We start from the raw sequence: 26,852 nt of genomic DNA, 5'->3' as shown, positions 1-26,852 counted from the left end.
TCTCCGCTCAATCTCTGGCTTTGCTTCTCTTCTCGCCCGCTCTTCAGCGGGAGGCGAACTATAGCAAACTTCCTCACCCCTTTGCAATACCCTGGCGTAAATTATTTAGGGCGTTTGTAGAAAAGCAGCAGGGTGCGCTGCGCGCAGGAGCGACGGGTTGTTCGAGGGCTATCTATATAGCGCTGATTTCGCTGATCAACCGAAAACCATCTCCATCCCTGCCACTCCACCGTGCCGCTCACAGGCAGCTTAGATTCTGTCGGCACAAAGCATGCTTTTTGAAACCCCGACGCCATCCCCTTGAAGGGGATGGGGGTTTTCAGCTTTACGGCATGCTTGCATCACCTCATGGCTGAAAGAATTTATCGGGACAAACAGCTCTCTATACATGTATCCACCAAAAACAAATTCTGCAAAGGCAAACATTCAGAATGCCTGATTGATTATTTGCAGAGAAATCAAGTAAGGTTAGGTTTTTCTCACTTTTAATTATTCTCATGTCTGCGAATTCAGAAGGTTCTACCAAGGCGATTTTTTATGCGCTGGGTGCCAATGGCGGTATTGCCCTGGCTAAGTTTGGCGCGGCCATCTTTACGGCATCGGGGGCCATGCTCGCAGAGGCGATCCATTCTACGGCTGACTGTATCAACCAGATATTCTTGCTGGTGGGTTTGAAGGAGGCCAAGCGGGCGCCAGATGCATCTCACCCCATGGGCTATGGGCGTGTCGTTTATTTCTGGGCCATGATGGTGGCTTTGTTGTTGTTCTTTTTGGGTGGTGCGTTTTCTGTTTTGGAGGGCGTGGAACGCCTGAAACATCCTGAACCACTGAAGAACCCTATCGTTGCGCTGGTGGTACTGGGTATTTCTGTCGCCCTGGAAGCATTTTCACTGTATGGGGCGATGCTGGAGATACGCAAGATAGCTGGTGGCAAGTCTTTCTTCCGCTGGTTCCGCGAGACCCGTCAGTCTGAATTAATGGTGGTGGCGGGTGAAGATATCGCTGCCCTGGCTGGTTTGGCTGTGGCTTTTGTTGCGGTGGTGCTGTCGGTCGTAACCGGCAACCCGATCTGGGATGCGATAGGTTCTATCGTCGTGGGTGTACTCTTGATGGCGGTGGCATTCTTTGTCATCAGGGAAGTCAAGGCCATGATTACCGGTGAGTCTGCTGCGCCAGAAGTCAATGATGCGATTCGTGCCCATATAGAGAGCCATCCGCATGTTGATCACGTCATCAACCTGATTACCTTGCAATGGGGTGAACAGTTGATGATCGCAGTACAGGCAAAAATGCGCCCCCAGGGTTCTGACCAGGCGCTGATTGCTGCCATCAATGAAGTGGAAGACGGCATACAAAGCAACTGGCCGCAAGCTAAGTGGTGTTTCTTTGAGCCGGATATCGATAGTACCGACGACTAAGCAAAGCGATCAGTCTGAAACGTGCGGGTCTTATACCCGCACATTATCGACTTCATCGGCAGACCTGAGCAGTGTATGGATGGCGCGTTCAAACAGGGGCTCGTCTTCGACAAAACGCAGTCTGGCCGTGTCCAGCAATTGGCACAGCACGCGTATGCTGAGTACCGCAGGGAAGTCGTCCCCTTTGAGACTCAGCACGACATACATCAGATTCGGATCTACCCAGCGCAAACAGGCTTTGGCATTGAGCTTCTCGGTTTTGATATCGACCAGAGCACCGCAGACTATGCGCTCAAGATAGGCTGGATTGAGCTCAGGCTCAGCTGGTGCGTCAGCAACAATCGCCGTTTCAGCAGGCAGCTCAGGCCTCTGAACTTCCTTGTCCAGCATCCTGGTATGCAAACCCAGTTCCGCGAACACGTCTTGCTGATAGATCTCCCTGGCGAATTCATAATGATGAACTTCGGAATGTTCTATCGTATCTGGTTGATTGGTAAATTGTTCGAAGCGTTCATGCATGGCAGGCAGGCTCAGGCCTTGCGGTTTTTTGCTGTCTGCTGCCGGGCGCAGAGCCTGGGCATGGGCTTCTGCCAGCCAGTTCAATAGTTTTTGTTGCCTGGATTTTTCCAGTTCCATCAAGTCCATGCCATGACGCAGTGTACCCACCATGGCAGGCAGCATGGACGAGAGCAAGTTGCGGTCGTCGTTATCGAGTTTGGGGGAAACACTCCACAACAAGTCCGGTACCAACAAGCGATAACGCCTGGCCAGCAGCGCATCAGTTCTTTCAGCCGCTTCTATCGCCCTGACCCATTCTTTCCTGAGGAAGCTGCGGAATGACATCTCCACATTCACTTTTGGCATGGCTTTGTTGATCGCCACAGCGATGCAGGCAAAGCGCATGAAACGGATCTCGGCTTCACCCAGGGCTTTTACGGTGCGGTGTATGTGCTGGTTATTGGTACGCAATTCACGGGAAATAAAGGTTTCAAACCTGTTCTGTATGCGTGAAAATAATTCTGGTACATCACTGTCATGCCGCATCAGTGTCTTGATGATGCGGGCAATTTCTTCTGTAACGTGGTTATCGACATCACCGATTTGCTGGGCACTATAGGCAATCGAGCAAATCCGGTTCAATAAAAGACGGGCTGGATGTTTGCCATCACTCAGCAGATTTTTTTCTTTCAGGGCCAGTTGCAGGATCAGGAACTGCAGGCGTCCGAGGCTGATACGTATATTAAAGGGCACTAGCTCATCACAGAGCATGACTTCAAACAGCATGGCAACCAGGTCTATGCACATCTGTTCTTCAGTATCCTTGGCCAGACTGTACAAGGCGTCCTTGTGCTCGCGTATCAGGTTACGGATTTCGCCCTTTTCATCCTTCATGGCTGAACTGTCAGGCACCATGACCTTGTGCATTTGCCCAAGGACCTTTGACAAACCCATGCTCATTTCTGGCGGCAGGACTTGTGCTTCCACCCTTTGCTTCAACTGGCTTTCTATATTCTGCAGATGCGAGGCGACCAGGGCGGCTGGCACCTGTATAAGATCATTGCTACGCGGGCCTGCCGACGCTGGTAAGCCAGAATGTGCAAATTGGCCAGTGCGTGCCTGAGCACCTGCCTGGGCTGAACTGCTCTGGGAATTTTCTCTGGCAGTAAACGGAATAGCGCCTTCGCTATGTTTATCCCTGTGCTGGCTGGCGGGGGAGACTTCGCCAAAAGCCTGTCTCAGTACACCACCAAGTGCCCTGTCGCCACTCAGCCAGGCTGGCCCGGCATTGGCGGGGGGACTGCCTGGCGATGGCATGTCAGCATAGGGATTGGGTACTGACGCTTGCATACCGCCTGCATTTTGTCCAAGTACGGGAGTCGCAGCAGGCAGGGACAGCGGTTTGCCGCGCACGGTCTGGAATAATTGTTCAAGGCGCACGCCGGGGCTGGCCATGGATGTTTGTTGCGCTGCCGGAAATGCGCCCTGGTTTTGTACCTGAGCCTGTCCCTGCGCTGCCTGCGCACCAGGGAACACACCGGCCTGCATGGTGGAGTAAGCGCCTTGCCCGCCCCCAGCTCCAGCACCGCCGGGACCAGCAGCACCCGTACCACCACCTGCACCACCATAGCCACCTTGGCCGCCAGCGGCTGGGCTGCGTGTCTGCAGTGATTCGGGTGCCTTGCTGATCTTGAGTGCCAGGTTGGCACTGATACCTTGGCGTTCGAGTGCAGAATTGGCCGCTTCATAGATGCCAGCCATGGTAGCGGCAAAGGTTTCGCCGAGTTGCTCGATGAGGATGGCTTCGCTTTCTTGCGATAATTTCTGTTCCTCTACCGCCAGGAAAATACAGCGTGCCAGCAAATAAGGCCGGAAGGGATTTTCCCTCTCGCGTATATCATCCTGCCCAAACAAGACCGCAATACGTATATTCAAATCCAGCAAGGCTTGTCCTGCCTTGTCGCGGAAATTCTGCGTCATTTCATTAAAGCGCAGTGTGGTCTCAAAGGTAGAAGAATCCAGCAAAGCCAGTTCAGTCGCCTTGCCCAAGGCAGAGGCGGGACGGAAAGTGCTATAAGCCGTAGTGATACTGCGGTCCAGTAATTGAACTAGGTGGACAGGCATGGCACGGGAAATGGCATCCCATTTTTCTGGCAGGATGGCGCGTGCATTGACGATACGGCTTTTGTCTGCCGATGAGGTACCGTTGTAATTCGCCTTGGTCAGTAATGCTTCCAAAGCTTCGGGCAGAATGCCGGGTACTGCATGATTAAATGCATGAGTAAATTCAGCGCGAGCACTGGATAAAGACTCGTTTGCGGCCATGTGCACCCTATATCTAGAAAATCACCTTTTAACAATACGCGAAAATGACGGACTCTGCCAGCAAAGCGCCCGACATGACGCTTTACTGGCAAAGTTTATCCTGATTCAGCAGGATAAATGATCAGGCTGCCTTCTTTTTCCTGACCACGGTTTTTTTGGCTGGCGCTGCTTTGGCTGCAGTTGTTGCCCTGGCCCTGGTCGTCTTGGTTGCTGCAACTTCAGTCGTGGCTTCTGCATCAGGCTCAGCTTTGGCTTTGGATTTGCCGGCGGCAGGGGCTTTGGCCTTGCGCTCTTCAAATTCAAAACTGACTTTGCCGTCTTTGCCACGCACCAGGAAAGCCTTGAACGGACGACGGGTACGTTGCGAGATAAAACCAGGCAACAAATCCGTTTTGCCGTCATTGAGCAATTTACTCATTTGCTCAGGCAATATCTCTTGTTGCAGGATAATGCGGCCGCTGCGGAAATCGCAAGCCTTGGGTTTGGCCATGGTTTTTTCGCAGACATAGGCCAGGCCCATCTCATACACGCCATTTCCACATTTTGGACAAGGTCCCAGCGAAGTTTGTTCGGAAAAATCGACAGGTTCCCCATCTTCTCCTTCGTCCTGGTTTTGGCCAAAATCAAATTCCAGCTTCAGATTACTGTGCTCAGTATCAGGCACGATCTTCAGGATGGCTGCAAATGGGCGTCCCATCTTGGAGCGGAAACCTTGCAGCGGGCCGATTTCACGCTTGGCCAGTAATTCTTCGACTTCAGCTACTTCAAACTGACGGCTGCCTGGTGTCTTGCTCATCGAGAATTCGCACTTGGTACAGGCGAAACGACGATAGTTCTCTTTGACCACGCCACCACAGTTGGGGCATGGTGTATGCAGGGTCGCATAGTCACCAGGGATAGTGTCGTTGTCGTATTCCTTGGCACGCTTGACGATGATCTGGGTCATCTGGGCAATTTCGCGCATGAATTCTTCACGGCTGATCTTGCCTTTCTCCATTTGCGACAGCTTGTATTCCCACTCACCGGTCAGTTCTGGTGAAGTCAATTCATCTACGCCCAGACCGCGCAACAAGGTCATCAACTGGAAGGCTTTGGCGGTAGGCATCATTTCGCGGCCTTCGCGCAGCAGGTATTTCTCGTTCAGCAAACCCTCGATAATGGCAGCACGGGTAGCTGGTGTGCCCAGGCCCTTGCCTGCCATGGCTTCACGCAGGTCACCGTCATCGACCAGTTTGCCTGCGCCTTCCATGGCGGACAGCAATGTTGCCTCGCTATAACGGGCAGGTGGTTTGGTGACCAACGCATTTGCAGTGATCTGTTCAGTCAATACTTTTTCGCCTTTGGCAACAGCAACCAGAGTGCCCTTGCTTTCGCCATCTACTTTTTCTTCCAGCGCGTCCTTGCCATAAATTGCCAGCCAGCCAGCGGCGGTCATGACCTTGCCCTCAGTCTTGAACTGATGACCGGATACTTCAGTAATACGGGTCGTTACCTGGAATTCTGCTGCCGGGAAGAAAACAGCCAGGAAGCGGCGTGTCACCAGGTCATACAGTTTTTGCTCAGGCTCAGACAAATTCTTTGGTGCCAGACCGGTTGGGATAATCGCAAAGTGATCACTGATCTTGGTATTGTCAAAAATACGCTTATTTGGCTTGAGCCAGTTATTTTTCAGAATCTGCGAAGCGAACTGATGATAATTATTGGTCTCGGAAATGGTGCTCAGAGTTTCTTTCACCGTAGGCAGATAATCTTCTGGCAAATGGCGGGAATCAGTACGCGGGTAAGTCAGTACCTTGTGCTTTTCATACAAGGCCTGGGCCAGGCCCAGGGTATTTTTGGCAGAAAAACCGAAACGGGCATTGGCCTCGCGCTGCAAACTGGTCAGGTCAAACAGCGGCGGCGCGATTTGTGTCGCTGGTTTGGATTCTTCAGTGACATTACCCTGACGATTACGGCAGGCAGCCACAATGGATTCGGCAGCTGCCTTGCTCCACAGACGTTCTGCGCGCTTCTCAGGATCGTGTTCATCTTTCTTGAACTGGTGGTCTTGCCAGCGGCCTTCATAAATACCGGCGGCGCAGACAAATTCTGCTTTTACTTCCCAATAATCACGGGAAACAAATTTTTTGATCTTTTCTTCACGCTCGACCACGATGGACAAGGTTGGCGTCTGCACGCGTCCCACTGTCGTCAGGTAAAAGCCACCTTCCTTGGAGTTGAAGGCTGTCATGGCGCGGGTACCATTGATACCAATCAGCCAGTCGGCCTCAGAGCGACAACGGGCGGCGTCGGCCAGGGGCATCATCTCGGCATCGCTGCGCAATTTCTGGAAACCGTCGCGTATCGCACCAGTGGTCATGGACTGCAGCCACAGACGGCTGACTGGTTGCTTGGCCTTGGCATTCTGAGCAATCAGACGGAAAATCAACTCACCTTCGCGGCCCGCGTCACATGCGTTAATCAGGCCAGTGACGTCCTTGCGCTTGATCAGCTTATTCAACACCTTCAGGCGCGATTCGGTCTTGGCAATCGGGTTCAGGGCGAAATGCGGCGGTATCATCGGCAGATGGGTGAAACTCCATTTGCCACGTTTGACATCATATTCTTCTGGAACGGTGATTTCGAGCAAATGGCCTACGGCCGACGACAACACATAATTGTCTGATTCAAAATAGTCATCATGCTTGGTGAAGCCACCCAGCGCTTTCGCTATGTCATTAGCGACAGAGGGTTTTTCGGCAATGATGAGCGTTTTTGTCATTTCGGGATTCTCGAATAGTGTAAAGCGTGGTTGCCAATGTCTAATAGGCAACATTTCGCAAAATAAGCGTAAGACTAACCTAAATTTGCGGGGAATGTTAAACGTGATAGACGAAAAACCGCAATCTAAGCGCGATTTTTGTCATAAAAATTCCATTTAGGAAATGATTAGTGCAAAAGCCTGCCTGTGTTGTCGTCATCTGACAACAATAATTCATCAAACATCAGCATGTCAGGCTCAGCACCCTGGCTCCACAACATCATCAAGACAATAATGCGCAGCTTATCCAGCGGCAGGGGTGACTCATTGACAACTAATGCCCTCTCAATCACGATTTCGCGTTGATTGGCATTCAGCAGCCCGGCAGACTCAAGAAATTGTATAAAACCCAGTGCTGGTGTACCCAGGGCCACAATTTCTTGCTCGGCATATATCCTGAAACCCTTGGAGACTGGTACTGCCGTGGCTGGTTCTGCCGTATTGACAGCAAGACCCGTGAGCCAGTCCAATGCTTCGGAAATTTCATCCTCAGGGAAACCAACAGCCGACAATTTTTTAGTCAGCGCGGCCGTGTCAGGACAGGCATCCGGACGGTAATAGGTTTCGTAGAGGTAAACAAGAATATCAAACATGCTGCTACTTTAGCCTTTGCAGCGATTTCAAACAAGCCCCTGCCAATTTGTTATCAGTGGACTTTTCAGTTGGCTATCAGGCAAGCCGGCGGTAATAGCCGCCTGGCAAAGCTTCCAGTTGGCCGTTCAATTCCAGGCTCAACAATTCTGTTGCCAGTACAGCAATGTTCATACCTGTGCGGCTGGCCAGCATATCCATATGGACAGGATCAAAACTGATTTCTTTCAACAGTCCTTCTTCAGATGCTTCCATGAAGCTGGCTTGGGGCGGAGCTTGGCTGATCGCAGTTTTGGTATGGAATTGCAATTCTTCCAATATGTCTTGCGCAGACTCTACCAGTTTGGCACCTTGTCTTATCAACTGGTGACAACCTTTGGACAAGGGTGAATGAATAGAACCAGGAATGGCGAAGACTTCCCTCCCTTGCTCTGCTGCCATACGGGCAGTAATGAGGGAGCCAGATTGCGCTGCCGCCTCTACCACCAGCACGCCTTTGGCCAGACCAGAGATGATGCGATTGCGACGCGGGAAGTTGGGGGCCAGAGCCGGCGTGGAAAGTGAGTATTCGCTAACTATGCAGCCGCCCTCGGCTATCAAATGGGCCAGATTGCGGTTACGCGCCGGATAGACAATATCTGCCCCGGTGCCAATGACGGCAATCGTGGAGCCAGGGCCAGTCAATGCCCCTTGATGGGCAGCAGCATCAATACCGGCGGCCAGACCTGAGCTGATGCACAAGCCAGCACTGCTTAAAGACGCAGAAAATTGCTCGGCATTGCGTATGCCTTGCACGGTAGCATTGCGGCTGCCGACCACGGCAAGCGTAGCTGCCTCCAGCAAGGCAGCACGGCCTTTGACATACAGCATCAGGGGTGGATCAGGGATTTCCAGCAAAGAGCGTGGGTAGCCAGCGTCTGCCAGTGTCAAAACAAGATTACCCGGCTGCTCCTGCCACGCCAGTGTTTTATCTATTTGCTCTTGAAAACCAGGTGGGCTGACTAAAAGTGCTTTAGCCAGCCTTGGTGACACCAGCTCACTGAGCGCGGCATGGCTGGCAGCAAAAATCTGCGCAGGCAAACCAAAACGGGCGAGCAAACGGCGCGCTGTTTCATTGCCTACGCCAGGCGTTTGCTCCAGCCTTAACCAGGCAATCAAGTCCTGGTGTGCATCCGGCAAATGCTCCATCTACAAACTGTATTGTCGTTGTGATTTATCGTGGTGATTTGGCTGCGTCGCCCACTTTGACGATATCTTTTACCTGCATGATCAGACCGTAAGATATATTGCTGAACACGCGGAAGATGAACAGGTCACCAATAGGCTCATCCGGCAATTTGACTGACTTATTCGCATCCGTCTTGTCCTGTATTACTCTGCCGTAGTTATACAGGGTCAATACCGTACCCAGGTTCAGACCATCATTCTTGCCACGGTTGATAGCGACAATCTGGTTTTGTCCAGCAGAACCTACCCCACCATAAACAGACACGATACGGGCATCGACATCTTCCTTGGGTGGATGAGGCACATAGCTCAAAATTGGCGAAGGAGGAATAGGCATCAGACGGTCACCTACTGCCATTTCCTGTTTTGAACGAACTACTGAGAAAGTATGTACATCGCTTTCGTCATTGCCTTCGCGTTCCAGTTTGACGGTGCCCAGATATTCCGCCTCATAGGCGATAACGGCCTTGGTGACGGGATCGTGCAGTGGTTTGCCCGGACGGAAAACCTGGAAGGAAGTACCGCCATCAAGCTCACCACGGACATAAGCCTGTTCATACAGACCCAGGTTAACCCGGCCTTCTTTGGTAGCAATAATGCGTGGTGCTACTGCCAGGTCATTATCTTCGAGAATCAGCGGCTGGGACAGGAAAGGTTCAATCATAGAAGCAGGGATAGCCGGTATCGCGTTCTCGCCCAGACCCTGTACACGTGATTTTGGATTCCACTTGACTGTCGGTACACCACCGGGGTTGCCAAGGCGCAAACGGCCATTGACGCGGTCAAAATAGACGATCTGGCCAGGATAAATCCAGTGCGGGTTCTTGATGTCTTCCTGGTTCATGCCCCAGACCACAGGCCAGCACCAGGGGTTTTTCAGGAACATGCTGGAGATTCCCCACAGTGTGTCGCCTTTGACAACGACATGCTTGTCCGGTGCTTCTTGCAAGAATTCGCACTTGGTTTTGCTGGCGACAGCTTCTGCCTGTGCGATGGTTGCCTGTCCACCAGCAGCAAGCGCCCCGGTAGAAATCAGGGGAAGACTGACAGCGAAGACGGAAGCGATTGTGCTAAACTTTTTCATGAATAATATCCGATGCAAAATACTGCAATACCGCAAGTGAAGGCGCGCAGGCAGGCGCAATCTTGCAAAACTTGCCAAATTGAATCAAATTCTGCCCATAAATCCTTGAACTAGCAAGAAAAACTGCGCAATAAGCGTCAAAGCTTGTTGTGAAAAGTCTTATGACGATACTAAATATACTGCGCTACCCCGACGCGCGCCTCCATAAAGTGGCAAAACCGGTAACACAATTTGATGAACGCCTGAAAACCCTGGTGGCTGATATGGCAGCCACCATGTACGACGCTCCCGGCGTTGGCCTGGCGGCTTCCCAGGTCGATGTACACGAGCAACTGGTGGTCATTGACGTATCTGAAACCAATGACCAGCTCCAGGTCTTCATTAATCCTGAAATACTCTGGGAAAGTGAAGAACGCAAGGTGTATGACGAGGGCTGTCTGTCTGTACCAGGCATTTACGACGGCGTAGAACGCCCGGCCGAAGTCAAGGTGCGCGCCCTCGATGCCGATGGCAAACCTTTTGAAATCCATGCGACCGACTTGCTGGCAGTCTGCATACAGCATGAAATGGATCACCTCAAGGGCAAGGTATTTGTCGAATACCTGTCGCCCATGAAGCGTAACCGTATCAAGACCAAGATGCTCAAAGAAGAACGCGAAGAGCAACGCAGACGGGCTGAACGTTAATGCGCGTCATCTTCGCCGGTACGCCGGAATTCGCGGCCACTGCCTTGCAAGCCATTCATGCGGCCGGTTTTGAAGTACCTCTGGTACTGACACAGCCAGACCGCCCGGCTGGCCGCGGCATGCAATTGCATGCCTCAGCCGTCAAGCAATTTGCCCTGCAGCACGGCATCCCTGTGGCACAGCCACAATCGCTACGCCTGGATGGCAAGTATCCAGATATTGCCAAAGAAGCGCATGATTTGCTTAAGAGCACGCCACACGATGTCATGGTAGTAGCGGCCTATGGCCTGATCCTGCCACTCTCGGTATTACATATACCGCCCCTGGGTTGCCTGAATATTCATGGCTCACTGTTGCCGCGCTGGCGTGGAGCTGCGCCTATCCACAGGGCGATAGAAGCAGGCGACTCCGAGACCGGCATCACGATCATGCAAATGGAAGAAGGTCTTGATACCGGGCCCATGCTGTTGAAGCAAAGTGTTGCCATTAAAGACACGGATACCACAGGCATCCTGCATGACAAACTGGCCGCCATGGGTGGTGAAATGATTGTTGCTACTTTGCAACAATTGAGCACTGGTAAACTCTCGCCTGTCGTTCAACCCGAGGCTGGCGTCAATTACGCATCCAAAATCAGTAAAGAAGAAGCTGCGCTGGATTTCAACTTGCCTGCAGAGATACTTGCAAGAAAGATACGCGCCTTCAACCCCTTTCCCGGCACCCATGCTCAATATGCGGAAACCACCCTTAAAATCTGGGGTGCAAAGCTGTTTGAAACAACTGGTAACCATAAACCTGGGCAAATACTATCGGCGAATGCAGAGCAAGGTGTTATTGTTGCCTGTGGCCAAGGCTCGCTCAGCTTGACCGAATTGCAAAAACCCGGCGGTAAACGACTTTCGGTAGCAGATTTCCTGCAAGGTCATGCTTTAAATGAAGGAAATTTTTTCAGTTAGCTGAAAAAATGAAGCAAAAAAGCTACAACTTTCCTTAATAAACAGTGGTCTGTGCATGATATCTGCGGGAATAGTTCAATTAATGCCTTGATGCAAGCAAAATCTTTGTTGCCTGCGGCTACTTGTTGTATTCTCTTACACTGAATTATTGCCATTTTCGTTTTCGATAACAAAAACTCTGACTAAGACCTAAAAAAAGGTGAGCTCATGAAGAAATTTCTTCCCATTGCCCTGGCAGCCGCGCTGTTGGCAGGTTGTGCAACTCCATACAGTGAAACGCCATTAGCAGGCAATTTCCCGACGACGACGCAAAATAAATTGCAAGCGGCGTCGCACTGGCTCGTCATCGCAAAAGATGTAGCAGAGCAGATCAAACTCGGAACCGACAAGATAGGCGCACCGGTTTATGTCGTACCACCAGAAAAAGACAGCCAGTTCACTCAGGCTTTCTACACGCAGATCATTACTTCCCTGGTCAATCAGGGCGTTGTCGTACGGAAAATCAATGACGGCACAGCACAGGTGATCAATATTGAAACGCAGCTGGTGCGTTTCTCTCCTGACCGTCATCAAAACAAACGATTCACCAGTGTGACAGCAATAGGCGCAGGTATTGCTGCAGTACATGGTCTGGGCATACCGGTGAAAACAGATGCGGTTCTTGGCGGCCTCGCGCTGGCAGGTGCTTATGACTGGACCAGCTGGGTCAATCAGGAATATGCCAGAGGCCGTACGCCTCAGCACGAGTTGATCGTAACGACATCTTTGGTAAAGAATTCACAATATATCGCCCGTCGTACTGACGCGTACTATGTTTCGGATTACGACTGGACGCTTTACAATAAAGACACTGATTTCAACTTCCGTGTTGTTGGGGGCCAATAATGATGAAAAGTGCAGCTCTCGTCATCGCTTCAGCTATTGCACTCAGTGCTTGTGCCAATCTGGGCTTGGGCAATACGCCGCCACCAGCAGCAGCGTCACCAGTGCCAACCTGGAAAGATGCTGAATCGAATGAATTTATCCCGGCCAACCAGCGCGCAGCAGATGCGTTGATCAACAATGCTGGTTTGAAGCTTGATCCTTCGCGTCCATTGATTATTGCCACCCTGGCTAACATCAATTTCCTGGAAGAGTCTTCTACCTTTGGCCGCATCATTGCTGAGCAGCTTTCGGGTCAGTTCACCCGTCGTGACTACAAAATGGTGGAAATGAAATTCCGCGACAAGGTATTCATGAAGCAAAATGTTGGCGAATTGCTGCTGACACGTGAAATCAAAGACGTGGCTCAAAATCATAGTGCCCAGGCAGTGATTGTTGGTACCTATGCTGAAGGTGATAAACTGGTTTATGTGAACCTGAAACTGGTGCGACCTATTGACAATACCGTGATCAGCTCTGTTGATTACGCTATTCCTATGGATAAAAACATCAAAACTCTGTTGGGTCGCCGTTAATCCGGGGCAGCTTCTTCAGGCATAAAAAACGACAGCATTGCTGTCGTTTTTTTATTTCCAGCGCATTGCCGCCAACATGGGGCTACCTCATTCTTCCCCCATGGCAAACAGGTCAATACGCGCCGCGCGGCTGATCGCCAGTACGGCAGGGTGGGTCAGCTTGCGCTGTACTGAAATGGCATAAAACTGCTCCCTGATTTCATCCGTCTGTCCCAGCAACTGCAAGTCATACTGGCGCATGATCATGTCAGCAACCACGGTTGGTGCGGCAAAAATCCCTGCCCCGGCCTGGCCAAAGGCGCTCATGAGCGCACTGTCATCAAATTCACCGGCTATGCGTGGATGCAAACCCTGCTGATCAAACCATTGCAACAAACGGGAGCGCAAGGCCGCATCCTCACCCGGCAATAAAAACGGCGCGGCGTCCAGATTTGCAGGAAAAGCCTGCGGATATTGCTGCAACAAAGTCCCGGTGGCAAAAAAACTGATGCCGCACTCCCCCAATTGATGGCTATAGCCGCGCACATTGGCACTAGCGGGCATGGGGCTGTCTGACATGACGACATCGAGTTTATGAGTAGCCAGATCAGCCAGCAAGACTTCCAGCTTGCCCTCGCGGCAATTGATGCGCAGGGTCTGTTCCAGCTTCAAGGCAGGTTCGAGCAAGCGGTAAGCCAGGGGCTTAGGCAAAGCGTCGGAGACCCCCACCCTTAACTGTACGGTGCGCGCGGTGGGCCGATGATGCAAAACTTCTTCCAGCTCTTGCCCTAGTGCAAAGATATCATCGGCATAGCTCAGGACCAGTTGCCCGGCCTCGGTCAGTTCCAGATTGCGACCGCTCTTGCGGAACAAGGCTTCCCCCTGGATTTCTTCAAACAGGCTCAACTGACCACTGATGGTTTGCGGCGTCAGATGCAATTGCTCACTGGCGCGGGAAATACTGCCAGTCTTGGCAACCATCCAGAAATAATGCAAATGCTTGTAGTTGAGCTTGGACATATGAATTCGTTCTTTATGACAATACATCGGTTTTTACGAACATATTTTCAATTATATTCGACTTTTCTTGTTTATCAGCAAGACCTACACTATCTCTACCTTCTGTTGAGAAGGTGCAGCCAATTTGCACATATGCATGGCTTCAACATTTCAGGAGAAAAGCATGAAAATCTTGAGTCGCTCTGCCACAGACGCACAAACCGTCGCCTATAGAGACAGTAATGTCAGCTCTGGCCATAAAGTCTTGCGCAACACTTATATGTTGTTGTCCATGACGCTCTTGTTTTCCGCATTGACTGCGGCAGCAACGGTTGCCTTCAATATTCCCGGCCCTGGCATCTTGCTGACACTGGTCGGTTACTTTGGCCTGCTGTTTGCCACGACTAAACTGCAAAACAGCGGCTGGGGTATTGCCTCTGTATTTGCCCTGACTGGTTTCATGGGCTATACCCTTGGTCCTATCCTGACACGTTACCTGGGCATGCCTGGCGGTACTGGTATCGTCATGACGGCGATGGCGATGACAGGTCTGATCTTCATGGGCTTGTCTGCTTACGTACTGATCAGCAAACGTGATTTCAGTTTCATGGCGGGCTTTTTGATGGTGGGCATGCTGGTGGCTTTTGTAGCCAGCCTGGGCGCGATTTTCTTCCAGATCCCTGCCCTGTCGCTGACAATTTCTGCCGTCATGGTCTTGCTGATGTCGGGCATGATCCTGTTTGAAACCAGCAACATCATTCATGGTGGCGAAACCAATTACATCATGGCGACTGTCAGCCTGTACGTCACCATCTTCAACCTGTTCACCAGCCTCTTGCAGTTGCTTGGCTTTATAGAGAAAGAATAAGAAATGATCCATTCCGTCGCTCAGCCCTGGATGTGGGCAGTATTTATCGCTTTTGTTCTACTCATGCTGGCAATTGACGTGTTGGCCCTCGGTGGGTCGCGCGCCCATAAAGTCAGCGTCAGGGAAGCGGCGGCGTGGTCATTGGTCTGGGTCAGCCTGGCCCTGATATTCGATTTTGGTTTGTGGATTTATTTGTCTGACACGGTAGGCCGGGAAGTGGCGACCGCCAAGGCCATGGAATTCCTGACCGGCTATGTCATAGAAAAGTCCCTGTCGGTAGATAATGTATTCGTCTTCCTGCTGATCTTTGGTCACTTTGCCGTACCGCCGCAGTATCAGCGCAAGGTCTTGCTGTACGGCGTACTGGGTGCCATCGTCATGCGCATCATCATGATACTGGCTGGCAGCTGGGTGGTTACGCAGTTCTCCTGGGTTCTGTATCTGTTCGGTATTTTCTTGCTGGTCACAGGTTTTCGTATGCTGGTGGCAGCTGAAAAGGAACCTGACCTGGAAGCCAACCCGGTCTTGCGCCTGGCAAAAAAACTGCTGCCATTTACCAATGAATTTCACAAGGAAAAATTCACGATCAAGGAAAATGGCAAACGCCTGTTCACGCCACTGTTCCTGGTGCTGATCCTGATAGAAATATCCGACGTCGTGTTTGCAGTGGATTCAATACCGGCGATTTTCGCGGTGACGACAGACCCGTTCATCGTCTTCACTTCAAATATCTTTGCCATCATGGGCTTGCGTGCACTGTACTTCTTGCTGGCAGACATGGCTGACCGCTTCCACCTGCTGAAGTTTGGCCTGGCATTTGTGTTGATGTTTGTCGGTATCAAGATGCTCATCGTGAAGTGGATGCATGTACCGACCAGTGTTTCACTGATTGTTATTGGCACCCTGCTCGGCAGCTCGATTATTGCCAGCCTGCTCACCAGCCGCAAAAAGGCGGACTGAACACCAAACCACTTCACTTAATTACGATTCCCCTTGGCACATCACAGCAAGACCGTGATGTGCTTTTTTTATTTATATCAGAGCGCCACCAGTTCATAGCCATGCTGGGCATGAGACTGTCCGACAATATCCACCACTACAGCACCAGGGGCAGGAGTCACTTGTGCATGTTCGTTTACAAGTTCAGAATTGTCCGTTGCCAGAGCAGATGCAGACGTAAAATTGGCCGTCAGGTAAAGATTGCCTGAGCTTTCGATTGCCTTGCCGTTTCTGTCCATCATAACGACAGAGACAATACCGCCTGATTTCACAATCGCCTGCAGTTGTGCAGAGTCTGCGGCACCCAGATCAAAGTCGACAGTTGTGTCAGTCGACGAAATATAAGTGTCGCTGGCGACTATCTGTCCATTAATTTTTAAAAACGCTTTCTGACCAAAATAGTCCATCCCATTCATCGACGCCTTGACCATTAAATTGGTGTTGGAACTATTGACGGAATTTGCGACTACTGTTCCACCAACAGGCATCAAACTGATATTTGTCGCAGGTGCTCCATCCTTGTACCTAGAGTCATAGCCTATTTTATACTCATCCAGACGACTGGTAATCGAATATCCTGAAGCATTTGTCAGCACCAGACTCAGATTATGGTTGGTAAAGAAATCTTCATAGACTTGCTTCGCAAGTGCTGTGTCAAATACAAAATCCAGCATTTTATCGTTAGCACCAATGTAAGGAATCTTGGCAAGTGCAATACCATTTTCCATTAATACGGCAGAGCCACCAACATTGTGACCTGCCACGATGGAATACTGGATTTCGTTGATGACAAAAGCAGCACCGGAAGATGTATTGGCATAAGACCGGATGTAAAGACCTTTGGTTGGCAACTCCAGAGGTACAGCCGCCGAACTCAATACCGTATGGCTTCCAAACTGATTGCTGCCCAGGCTAGGATTGTTGATACTCGGAATGACAGTGCCATTCTGATCTATCATATCGACCGAGACGACGCCGCCAGCATTGATCAGGTTTTGCACCTGTACACTGTTGGCGAAAAAGACATTAAAGTCAACTGAGCGGTCCAGCGAAGAAATTGTATCGTCTATAGCCACGACCTGACCGTTGACTTTCAAATATGCCTTACTTAAAAAATACTCAAGACCGTTTATATCTGCCTTGACGTATAAATTAGCATTACCTCCCGTGGAAGAAATACTGATATTAGTGGCAGGCGTACCGACTTTTCGATTCAGATTATTGAGAATTTGGTAGTCACTTATTTTGCTGATCGTGGAATTGCCAGCCTGATCTGTCAGGACCAGGCTCAAATTTCTGGCAACGTAGTAATCGTTGTAAACCTGCTTTGCTATCGCAGGATCAATAAAGAAGTCCAGTGAACTCGCATTGGCACTGACATTGGAAATCTTGGCAACAACAGTATTATTTTCCAAAATAGCGGCGGTCCCCCCGGTCATTTGACCCGGAAGTATAGGGTAGTGAATTTCTCCCATCACAAAGTCCAGACCTACAGGTGCCTGATTGACCCAGGTCGTTGTATAAAGACCGGTAATTGGCAGTAAGGGTGGCGTAGTATCAAGTACCACAGGCGTTTGCGCCCCTACCTTGCCGGAGTTTCCAAAAATATCTGTTACCTTAATACCCAGAGATTTCGCACCATCTGCACCCCAGTTAATACCACCTGGAATATGCAAGACCGCTTTTTGCGCTGTCACCTCTGCTGTCGTCAGAACATGCGTAACCGGAATGGAGAAAGAGCTATTCCCGTTCATCAATTCGAGTTTGTAACCTGTAGATAACTGTACGCCTTTCAGATCAACCACCACATCCATGCCCAGCATTCTCTCCATATCACTAATGCCGTTTGTCGCTTCTGCGATCTTCAGCGGCAGACTTGGGACCAAGCTAGGAGGCAATCCAGTTGCAGTGACACCAGACAAGATGCCACGCATGACTTCAAAAGTATAAGCTGAGCTATACAGATTGGCTTTTTCTGCGGTATTCAGGCTGGCGGTGAAGTTGGCAGAGAAATTGAGCTTGTTTTGTATGGTTATGCCGTCGAGACTGTCTGGCGTTGCACCATTCAAGATCGCCAATGCTGCCGTCCCCAGATTGACGGCGCGCGTATCGATTTGGGTTGCCCAGTATGTCAGGCCTGCAGCATCGGGGGCACGACCAAACAGGTTTTTGTACAAGGCAGTGACAACATCTGCAGTACTTTTCCCACCATAAGTCGCGACATATTCAACTTGCTCGCTGAATGACTGGGCCAGGCCAGCGAGAGAAATCTTGTTGCCATCCAATTGCCCTTCCCAGTAAGTCAAACCAGCCACATCAGCTGGACGGTTGAAGTAAGCGATATACAGTTTTTGTATGGTGCTGGCGTTGATGCCCATGAGACGGCCTTTTCGATAAAAGATAAAAATACGGAAACGTGCTTGGGTCAGCTCCTGGGCAGGTGTTCGCCGGCTTTGCAAGGCGCGCAAAATCTCTGCCGTTTGAAAAATACGGCCAGGATGAAGGCGACGACGGAGAACCAGGCCACGAACATCAGCCAGGATGGATATGGGCTTTGCCAAACAGGTAGAACCAGATCAGCATGCCTACATTTCGTTACTTACATATTGTAACAACTTTTGAAACAGTTGTAAGTAAGTACTCAGTTTTGATCTGGTGTGTATAAGCCGAGGCTGCGGGCGGCCAGTACGGCCTGGGTGCGGTTGACGACATTCAGTACCCGGAATATCGAGGTCACATGCATTTTCACGGTGATTTCTGCCAGGTCCAGGCGCAGACCTATCTCTTTATTCGACAGGCCCTGGCAAAGCAGGATCAGGGTTTCTTGCTGCCTCGGTGTCAATGCCAGCAGGGGTTCTTCCTTGTTGGCCTGTTTGCCACGCAAAGTAATCCAGGGATTATCCAGTGCTTCATTGGCCAGTATCTTGCGCACCACTTCTATCATCAGATCGGTGGATACGGCTTTGGAAATAAAGGCCTTAGCGCCGGCGCGCAGAGTGGCATCAACCTCGCGCCTGTCTTCAGATGCGGAAACCACGACGATAGCAGCGTCGGCATAATGTTTACGTAGCGAACAGATGGCTTCTACCCCATTCATGCCTGGCAGACGCAGATCCAGCAAAATCAGGCGCAAGCTGGTGTGAGTGGCCGACTGTGCCAGGGCCTCTTCTGTTGAAGTAACCGCGGCCACTTGTGCTTCCCCCAGCAGGTGACGCATGAATAGCAGCAAGGCATCACGATAAATCGGGTGGTCTTCAATAATCAGGGCAGAAATTTTCATCTGATTTATTGGCAGGAAGGCAAAAAGTAAACATCGTACACAGGTATTACCTTTAATTAATAGTGCAGACAGAATATTGATGCCGTCACTGCAATTCGGCAAGTAAAAACTGTTAGTTCAGATACGGTGTGGCTTGCAGACACGCTTCGATTAGCTGCCAGTCTTGATCTTTTTATCATCTGAATTGCTTTTTGCTAAGCCATTTGTCATGGTAAAAAACCGACAGCTCCAACACCCGCCATACCCAAGCCCTTGATTTGACGTATAATTTACGCTTTCTTGCGCCGATTTGAGATTCAGATTGCGGGCGCGTAATAAGTGCTGCTAAAAGGACGTCGCCCGATCCGCCTGCACACACAAGCCGATCGGGTTTTGTTTTATTGCGAGTAAACATCATGACTACGACCCTGCCTGTATCTGCCCTCGAAACCCGTTTGCGCGAGATTTTGCAAAAGCGCATCCTGATACTCGATGGTGCCATGGGTACCATGATACAACGCTATAAACTTACTGAAGAAGATTATCGCGGTGAGCGTTTCAAGGACTTTACCGGCCCGGAAACCGTGCGCGAACTTTTCGTCAAGGGTAATAATGAATTGCTGTCGCTGACACAGCCGCATGTGATTGCCGAAATCCATGAACAATACCTGGCTGCCGGTGCCGACCTCATAGAAACCAATACCTTTGGTGCAACCACGGTAGCGCAGGACGATTACCACATGGCGCACCTGGCCTATGAGATGAATGTCGCCTCAGCCAAAATTGCGCGCGCTGCCTGCGATAAATATTCAACGCCGGACAAACCACGCTATGTCGCCGGCGCGCTGGGGCCGACGCCAAAGACAGCATCTATTTCACCAGACGTCAATGATCCAGCAGCGCGTAATGTCACCTTCGACCAACTGGTGGCAGCTTACCTTGAGCAAACCCGTGGCCTGGTGGAAGGCGGTGCCGATGTGCTGCTGGTTGAAACCATATTCGATACACTGAACTGTAAAGCGGCGTTATTTGCCATCGACCAATTTTTTGAGGAAACGGGCACCCGACTGCCCATCATGATTTCTGGCACAGTGACTGATGCCTCTGGCCGTATCCTGTCGGGCCAGACCGTACCAGCATTCTGGAATTCTGTGCGCCATGCAAAACCGCTGACCATAGGTCTGAATTGTGCACTTGGCGCTGCCCTGATGCGCCCGTATGCAGAAGAATTGTCCAAGATTGCCGACACCTTTGTCTGTATTTACCCGAATGCCGGTTTGCCTAATCCCATGAGCGATACCGGCTTTGATGAATTGCCAGCCGATACTTCAGCCCTGCTGAAAGAATTTGCAGAGGCCGGTTTCATCAATATCGCCGGTGGCTGCTGCGGTACCACGCCTGACCATATCAAGGCGATTGCCGACATCCTGCAAAGCAAAACCCCACGCGTCATCCCGACTGTACCGGCAGCGATGCGCCTGTCTGGCCTGGAGCCGTTCACAATTGATGAAAGCTCATTGTTCGTCAACGTGGGTGAGCGTACCAATGTCACCGGCTCAAAAGCCTTCGCCCGCTTGATCCTGAATGAACAATACGACGAAGCCCTGGCAGTGGCACGTCAACAAGTAGAAAACGGCGCGCAAGTCATCGACATCAACATGGATGAAGCCATGCTGGATTCACTGGCGGCGATGACACGCTTCCTGAACCTGATTGCATCGGAACCTGATATCGCCCGTGTGCCTATCATGATCGACTCGTCGAAATGGACAGTCATCGAAGCTGGGCTGAAATGTGTGCAGGGCAAGGCTATCGTCAATTCGATTTCCATGAAAGAAGGCGAAGCAGAATTCCTGCGGCAGGCCACATTGTGCAAGCGTTATGGCGCAGCCGTCATCGTCATGGCCTTTGATGAAAAAGGCCAGGCCGATACCTACGCGCGCAAGGTGGAAATCTGCGAACGTGCTTATCGCCTGCTGGTCGATAAGCTGAATTTTGATCCGCAAGACATTATTTTTGACCCGAATATTTTCGCGGTCGCCACAGGCATAGAAGAACACAATAATTATGCTGTCGACTTTATCGAAGCCACGGCCTGGATACACAAGAACCTGCCCGGTGCCAAGATCAGTGGTGGTGTCTCGAACGTGAGTTTCTCTTTCCGAGGCAATGACCCGGCGCGCGAAGCGATACACACGGTGTTCCTGTACCACGCCATCAAGGCGGGCATGACCATGGGCATCGTGAATGCCGGCATGGTCGGCGTGTATAGCGAGCTTGATGCGGAATTGCGCGAGCGTGTCGAAGACGTAGTGCTGAACCGCCGTGAAGATGCCACCGAACGCATGATAGAAATTGCCGCCACGCTCAAAGCAGGTGGCAAGAAGGAAGAGGCCACGCTGGAATGGCGGAACGAGCCGGTGGAAAAACGACTGGCCCATGCGATGGTGCACGGTATTACCAACTGGATCGTCGAAGATACGGAAGAAGCACGTGCTGCCATCATGGCCGATGGTGGCCGCCCTATCCAGGTTATCGAGGGCCCGCTGATGGCGGGTATGAATATCGTCGGTGATCTGTTTGGCCAGGGCAAGATGTTCTTGCCGCAGGTGGTGAAATCTGCCCGCGTCATGAAGCAGGCTGTGGCTCACCTAATCCCTTTCATCGAAGAAGAAAAGAAACGCAGCGGTGACAACAAGCCCAAGGGAAAAATTGTCATCGCTACCGTCAAGGGCGATGTGCATGACATCGGCAAGAACATCGTCACCGTGGTCTTGCAGTGTAATAATTTTGAAGTGGTCAACATGGGCGTGATGGTGCCCTGCTCAGAAATTCTGGCCAAGGCCAAGGCAGAAAATGCCGACATCATAGGCTTGTCCGGCCTGATCACGCCATCTCTCGAAGAAATGGCCTATGTGGCGAAAGAAATGCAGCGTGACCCGCATTTCCGCATGCTCAAGATCCCGTTGCTGATCGGTGGCGCGACTACCAGCCGTGCCCATACCGCGGTGAAGATTGCACCCAATTATGAAGGGCCTGTCGTGTATGTGGCAGATGCCTCGCGCTCGGTATCCGTCGCACAATCGCTGCTGACACCAGAGAGTCGTGACCAGTACATCGCCGAACTCGGTAGCGATTACGACCGCATCCGTACCCAGCATGCGAATAAAAAAGCCACGCCCATGGTCACTCTGGCGCAGGCACGTGCCAACAAGATGAAAGTGGATTTCACGGGCAGCAATGCGCCGGTCAAACCAAAATTCATAGGCCGCCGCCTGTTCAAGAATATTGATCTGGCGACGATTGCCAATTACATAGACTGGGGCCCGTTCTTCCAGACTTGGGACCTGGCTGGCCCTTTCCCGGCAATATTGACTGATGAAGTCGTCGGCGAGGCTGCAACGAAGGTATTTGCCGAAGGCCAGGCCATGCTGAAGAAAATCATCGAAGGCCGCTGGCTGACGGCGAATGGCGTGGTATCCCTGCTGCCTGCCAATACCGTCAATGACGACGATATAGAAATCTATACCGACGACACCCGCAGCCAGGTAGCCCTGACCTATTACGGCACCCGCCAGCAAACCGAGAAACCCATCATTGATGGCGTGCAAAGACCCAATCAGTGCCTGTCAGACTTCATCGCGCCGAAAGACAGTGGTATCAAGGACTATATAGGCATGTTCGCCGTCACGGCTGGCCTGGGTATAGAAAAGTATGAAAAGCGCTTTGAAGATGCCCATGATGACTACAGCAGCATCATGCTGAAATCACTGGCCGACCGTCTGGCTGAAGCCTTTGCCGAATACCTGCATGAACGCGTGCGTAAAGACCTGTGGGGTTATGTCGCTGATGAAGCCTTGAGCAATGAAGACCTGATCAAGGAAAACTATAAAGGCATACGCCCTGCGCCTGGCTACCCGGCATGCCCTGAACATACGGTCAAGACCGAGATGTTCAAGCAGATGCAGTGTGAAGAGATAGAGATGTATATCACTGAATCATGGGCCATGATACCGGGCGCGGCAGTATCGGGTTTTTACTTTGCCCACCCTGAATCCAAGTATTTTAGCGTGGGCAAGATTGCCGATGATCAGGTCACCGATATGGCAGCACGCCGTGGCGTGCCCAAGGAGGAAGTAGAACGCTGGCTGGCACCAAATTTGTAAGCGCCCGGGGGACCGGGGTCTGGCCCTGATTCCCTCTAGTGGACTGCTGCAGGATGCTCTATAAAACTTAACCCATTTCCCTGACTACTATCGTAGTCAGTTCGCTGGCAACCTCGGGGTCAAAGCCTTCTTCCAGCAAGCGCCACTTGAAACTGTTGCCGAGCTGCGCTTTCTTATAGACGTTCAAACGGTGATCCCGTTTAAATTCCAGTACTTTGATTGCCGCCTGCTGCATGACTTTCTGGCGTTTGGCCACGGTCTTGTCCTGCTTTTTTTTGGCCATTTCCAAGGGTATTTCCTTGATGACAAATTCAGCAAGCTGCAGACCGAACGCTTTTTCTTCTTTTGTATTGAACCAACTAAACATGGCGTGCTTTCTACTTGTATCAAAAATCCAGCCCATTGCCACGATGCCATGATGCCCTGCCTGCATGTGTAAGCTGGTTTACCAGAGACAGATGTCTTAATTGCCCTGATTATACTGAAACTTTGCAAGGCTTAATAAAAAACAGGGGCCTCGGCCCCTGTTCTTATACTACTTCTTGCATTGCTTGCAGATTATTTGAATACATAACCTACGTTCAGACGGAATGCACGGCCATAGGCATTGTGCAGGCTGTCGTTGTAACCACTGGTTGTGTAGCTGGAGCTTGGATCATAAGGTGCTTTGGAATCCAAGGCATTCAATACACGCAGACCGATAGTCAGGTCTTTGATACCTTTGTAGGTGTAACCCAGATCCACTGTAGTCCAGCTGGCAACTGCGCATTCAGGTACATACGTCAGGTATTTGGCTACGCCGCCCAATGATGTTGCCGTCGCTGGCTGGCCGGAACCGTAGTTACAATAAGACACTGGGTAAGTTTCAGCAGCATTGGTATAACGCATCAGGGATACGCCACCAGTGAAGTTGATTGCACCATTGACTGTGTGTGCTGCCTTGGTCCAGGAAGAAGACAGACTTGCACGCAGACGAGGGATGTCGCCAACGCTGGTAGAGAAGTTGGAGATACCGCCACGTGTACCAACCAGGTTGGTTTCTGGATCACCCGGTTTTTCTGCACGACGGAATTCTATCGTGTAGGAAGTGCGGAAACGCGTATCCAGTTTGCCATTGTCGCCGAGGTTATTGCGCAAAGCCATTTCGACGTCAACACCACTGACTACTGTACTGCCCTGGTTGACGTAGTTACGCAACAGGGAGATCAGCGGGCCAGAGTTAGGAACGACATTGCCGTTCTTGTCTTTGACAAAGTTGACAGGATTGGTATCACGCACCACTGTGCCTGGATATGCATCTTGATTATTCAGGATCAGTGTGGATGACAGGGCCGCAACTTCGTCTTCCTTACGGATGTTGTAGTAATCAACCAGGATGTCGAAGTCACGTGTAGGTGACAAGACCATACCCAGCGAGAAGCTACGTGATGTTTCTGGCTTCAGGTTAGGATTTTGACGGATCAGCGTCGAAATACTTCTGGAGCAATCAGTGTTGTCGGCACCAGTCAAAGGTGTCTTGCCATCAGGGCAACGGATAGGATCAACCAGGCCGTTCAGGAAAGTCTGGGTACCACCTGCAGTAACTTGTACCAGTGCTGGTGCACGGAAACCTTGTGCATATGTGGAACGGAAAGCCAGGGAATCATTGACTGTCCATTTTGCACCAACTTTTGGTACGAAATTGGTTTTGAAACTAGGGTATTTATCAATACGGCCAGCAAAATCCATTTCAAAGTTTTTCAGGAACGGTGTACGTACTTCAACGAAAGCGGAAGTAACGTTGCGTTGACCCTGGATAAACTGGTTAGCCAGACCCAGAACCTGACCAGAACTGGTCAGATTGTCTGGTGTCAGTGTCATTTTTTCCTGACGGAATTCAACACCGGAAGCAAAACCGATAGCACCGCCAGGCAAGCTGCCGAATTCTGTACTAGCCTTGAAATCAGCCTGGGCAATTTCAGCTACGCCAACGCTCTTCAACGGACGGCTCAGGTTAGGCTGTTTGGCAACATCAGCCAGAGACATGTTCTGGTTAATCAGTTTTTGCACTTCTGGCAGCAACAGGAAGCCATTGGCGATATCTGTACGCTCGGAACGGTTCCACAAAACGCCAGTTTCCCAATCCCAGGTCTTGTAAGTGCCTTTCAGGCCAGATGCGAAACGCAGGGATTCATTGGTGGTATTGCTGCCACCCGCGATGTTTTCAAAACGGTAAACCACGGCTGCACGGCTGGTCGGGAAAGGATTGTCAGGATGACCTACCGGCAAGATAGCCTGGAATGGTGAACCTGCGCCAGACAGGGCAAACGCTGTGGATGGTGTGCGGCCATCGATAGTACGTGAACCACCGGTGTAGTCACGGTCAGTTTTGTTGTACGCAACTTCAGCGAAAGCGGACAGTGTGTCGTTGATCTGGTAAATACCGCGTGACATCGCGCTGATGTCCTGGCCTGCGCCTTGTACTTCGGCGAAGTCGTCGAGATTGTAGTTACAGAACTGACGGCCATACAAAGCGCTGGTAGTAGCAATATTGTATTGCGCGCCGCCTGTGATCAAACGGGAAGGATCGCAATTGGTGCGGTTAACCACGTTGGCGTCATTGGCAGAGAAAAAGGTGTTACTGCCTGATGTACGTTCACGGTAAAAGAATGGCTGGTTGCTCGCGAAGCTGGAGTATGGGGACAGACGGTTGTTCAGTATGCTGTACAGGTCTTTTTCTACGTCGTTGGCATCCTTGATGGCAACGCGGTCACGCTTGGAAACTTCAGCACTGAAAGTGACGTTGTAACCGTCTTGTGCATAGTTACCAAAACCGGCAAAACCACTGATGCTTTTTTTCTTGAACTGGTTGTTATCATTCGCGCCTATGCTGGCGTTCATTTGCAGACCCTGGTAATCGCTCTTGGTGATGAAGTTGATTACACCGGCGATAGCGTCAGAACCGTAAACTGCAGATGCGCCATCCTTGAATATCTCTACGCGTTCCAGCATGGACAAAGGAATGCTGTTGATATCGTACAGTGTCGATTGACCTTGATTAGGATTGGCATAAGCCGATGGCGTCATGCGACGGCCATTCAACAAAATCAGCGTGGAGCTGGAACCCAGGCCACGCAGGGATGCTGTCGCTACGCCGCGGGAAAAGCCGCCATCAACTGCGTCGAATGCACTACCGCTGCCCAGGGCAGGGATAGTACGCAGCAATTCGGCAACAGAAGTTGCACCGCTCTGGCTGATATCTTTTGCCGTCAGAGTCTGGATAGGAGAAGTACCTTCTTTATCAATACGCTTGATATGGGAACCAGTGACTTCAATTTTTTGAATTTTTTCTGCTGGCTCAGTCTGTGCGTGAGCATTGACGAGCATACTGCCAGACAACATTGCCAGTGCCAGCTTGACAGCATAAGCACATTTCTTCTCTTGATAAAACATCCAGAATCTCCTTGGTGGAACATGAACAGGTATAGCCTGCAATGATGGCAACAATCGCTTAAGTCTCTTGAACTGACTTGAGGTTTCGCGGTCGAACCTAAACGTTGC

The 26,852-nt window shown here is 51.0% G+C and carries 18 protein-coding genes; 8 read left to right on the top strand and 10 right to left on the bottom strand.

Features of this window, described 5'->3' with window-relative positions; translation table 11 throughout:
• Positions 1-497 precede the first annotated feature (497 nt).
• A complete protein-coding gene (locus ACO0LN_RS26665) occupies positions 498-1,418 on the top strand; it encodes a cation diffusion facilitator family transporter (protein WP_422979163.1) in 921 nt (306 codons plus the stop codon).
• 30 nt (positions 1,419-1,448) lie between these two features.
• On the opposite strand, the gene ACO0LN_RS26660 is transcribed toward ACO0LN_RS26665, so the two are convergent.
• From ACO0LN_RS26660 to ACO0LN_RS26640, 5 genes are all read right to left on the bottom strand, one after another.
• The gene (locus ACO0LN_RS26660) at positions 1,449-4,241 is read right to left on the bottom strand and encodes a DUF1631 family protein (protein ID WP_422979161.1); all 2,793 of its coding nucleotides are present in this window, start codon (positions 4,239-4,241) and stop codon (positions 1,449-1,451) included.
• Between the two features lie 121 nt (positions 4,242-4,362).
• A complete protein-coding gene (locus ACO0LN_RS26655; protein ID WP_422979160.1) occupies positions 4,363-7,002 on the bottom strand; it encodes a DNA topoisomerase III in 2,640 nt (879 codons plus the stop codon).
• A gap of 167 nt (positions 7,003-7,169) precedes the next feature.
• Positions 7,170-7,634: a DUF494 family protein gene (locus tag ACO0LN_RS26650; protein ID WP_422953953.1), complete on the bottom strand. Its 465-nt coding sequence runs from the start codon at positions 7,632-7,634 to the stop codon at positions 7,170-7,172.
• 76 nt (positions 7,635-7,710) lie between these two features.
• A complete protein-coding gene (gene dprA, locus ACO0LN_RS26645) occupies positions 7,711-8,820 on the bottom strand; it encodes a DNA-processing protein DprA (protein WP_422979158.1) in 1,110 nt (369 codons plus the stop codon).
• A 25-nt stretch (positions 8,821-8,845) separates the two neighbouring features.
• Positions 8,846-9,943: a LysM peptidoglycan-binding domain-containing protein gene (locus ACO0LN_RS26640; RefSeq protein ID WP_422979156.1), complete on the bottom strand. Its 1,098-nt coding sequence runs from the start codon at positions 9,941-9,943 to the stop codon at positions 8,846-8,848.
• Between the two features lie 161 nt (positions 9,944-10,104).
• Between ACO0LN_RS26640 and def the strand changes: the two genes are divergently transcribed.
• From def to ACO0LN_RS26620, 4 genes are all read left to right on the top strand, one after another.
• Entirely contained in the window at positions 10,105-10,629 is a 525-nt protein-coding gene (gene def, locus ACO0LN_RS26635) for a peptide deformylase (RefSeq protein WP_162061322.1), read from the top strand.
• On the top strand, positions 10,629-11,585 hold the full coding sequence (fmt, locus tag ACO0LN_RS26630; RefSeq protein WP_422979154.1) for a methionyl-tRNA formyltransferase: 957 nt from the start codon (positions 10,629-10,631) through the stop codon (positions 11,583-11,585). The genes def and fmt overlap by 1 nt, the downstream gene beginning before the upstream one ends.
• Before the next feature lie 207 nt (positions 11,586-11,792).
• Positions 11,793-12,470: a hypothetical protein gene (locus ACO0LN_RS26625; protein ID WP_162043941.1), complete on the top strand. Its 678-nt coding sequence runs from the start codon at positions 11,793-11,795 to the stop codon at positions 12,468-12,470.
• Between the two features lie 2 nt (positions 12,471-12,472).
• Complete coding sequence (locus ACO0LN_RS26620; protein ID WP_422979152.1) at positions 12,473-13,042, top strand: FlgO family outer membrane protein; 570 nt, start codon at positions 12,473-12,475, stop codon at positions 13,040-13,042.
• Positions 13,043-13,129: 87 nt separating this feature from the next.
• On the opposite strand, the gene nhaR is transcribed toward ACO0LN_RS26620, so the two are convergent.
• Positions 13,130-14,041 (bottom strand): transcriptional activator NhaR, encoded by a 912-nt coding sequence (nhaR, locus tag ACO0LN_RS26615; RefSeq protein WP_422979150.1) that lies wholly within the window; start codon positions 14,039-14,041, stop codon positions 13,130-13,132.
• A 163-nt stretch (positions 14,042-14,204) separates the two neighbouring features.
• Here nhaR and ACO0LN_RS26610 point away from each other — a divergent pair, with 163 nt between their 5' ends.
• Together ACO0LN_RS26610 and ACO0LN_RS26605 are read left to right on the top strand one after the other, a co-directional pair.
• On the top strand, positions 14,205-14,888 hold the full coding sequence (locus ACO0LN_RS26610) for a Bax inhibitor-1/YccA family protein (RefSeq protein WP_162061325.1): 684 nt from the start codon (positions 14,205-14,207) through the stop codon (positions 14,886-14,888).
• A 3-nt stretch (positions 14,889-14,891) separates the two neighbouring features.
• Positions 14,892-15,848, top strand: a complete 957-nt coding sequence (locus tag ACO0LN_RS26605; protein ID WP_422979148.1) for a TerC family protein — start codon at positions 14,892-14,894, stop codon at positions 15,846-15,848.
• Positions 15,849-15,925: 77 nt separating this feature from the next.
• On the opposite strand, the gene ACO0LN_RS26600 is transcribed toward ACO0LN_RS26605, so the two are convergent.
• Both ACO0LN_RS26600 and ACO0LN_RS26595 read right to left on the bottom strand, forming a co-directional pair.
• Positions 15,926-18,448 (bottom strand): DUF4214 domain-containing protein, encoded by a 2,523-nt coding sequence (locus tag ACO0LN_RS26600; protein ID WP_422979146.1) that lies wholly within the window; start codon positions 18,446-18,448, stop codon positions 15,926-15,928.
• Positions 18,449-18,528: 80 nt separating this feature from the next.
• On the bottom strand, positions 18,529-19,167 hold the full coding sequence (locus ACO0LN_RS26595) for a response regulator (protein WP_422979144.1): 639 nt from the start codon (positions 19,165-19,167) through the stop codon (positions 18,529-18,531).
• 395 nt (positions 19,168-19,562) lie between these two features.
• On the opposite strand from ACO0LN_RS26595, the gene metH reads away from it, so the two are divergent.
• Entirely contained in the window at positions 19,563-23,312 is a 3,750-nt protein-coding gene (gene metH, locus ACO0LN_RS26590) for a methionine synthase (protein WP_422979142.1), read from the top strand.
• A gap of 67 nt (positions 23,313-23,379) precedes the next feature.
• Here metH and ACO0LN_RS26585 read toward each other — a convergent pair whose 3' ends face one another.
• On the bottom strand, positions 23,380-23,679 hold the full coding sequence (locus ACO0LN_RS26585) for a hypothetical protein (protein ID WP_422979140.1): 300 nt from the start codon (positions 23,677-23,679) through the stop codon (positions 23,380-23,382).
• A gap of 191 nt (positions 23,680-23,870) precedes the next feature.
• A complete protein-coding gene (locus ACO0LN_RS26580) occupies positions 23,871-26,744 on the bottom strand; it encodes a TonB-dependent receptor plug domain-containing protein (RefSeq protein WP_422979138.1) in 2,874 nt (957 codons plus the stop codon).
• Positions 26,745-26,852: the final 108 nt, after the last annotated feature.

This window comes from Undibacterium sp. TC9W (genome assembly GCF_049339865.1).
Classification (GTDB): domain Bacteria; phylum Pseudomonadota; class Gammaproteobacteria; order Burkholderiales; family Burkholderiaceae_D; genus Undibacterium.
This window is presented reverse-complemented; position numbering and strand designations above follow the sequence as displayed.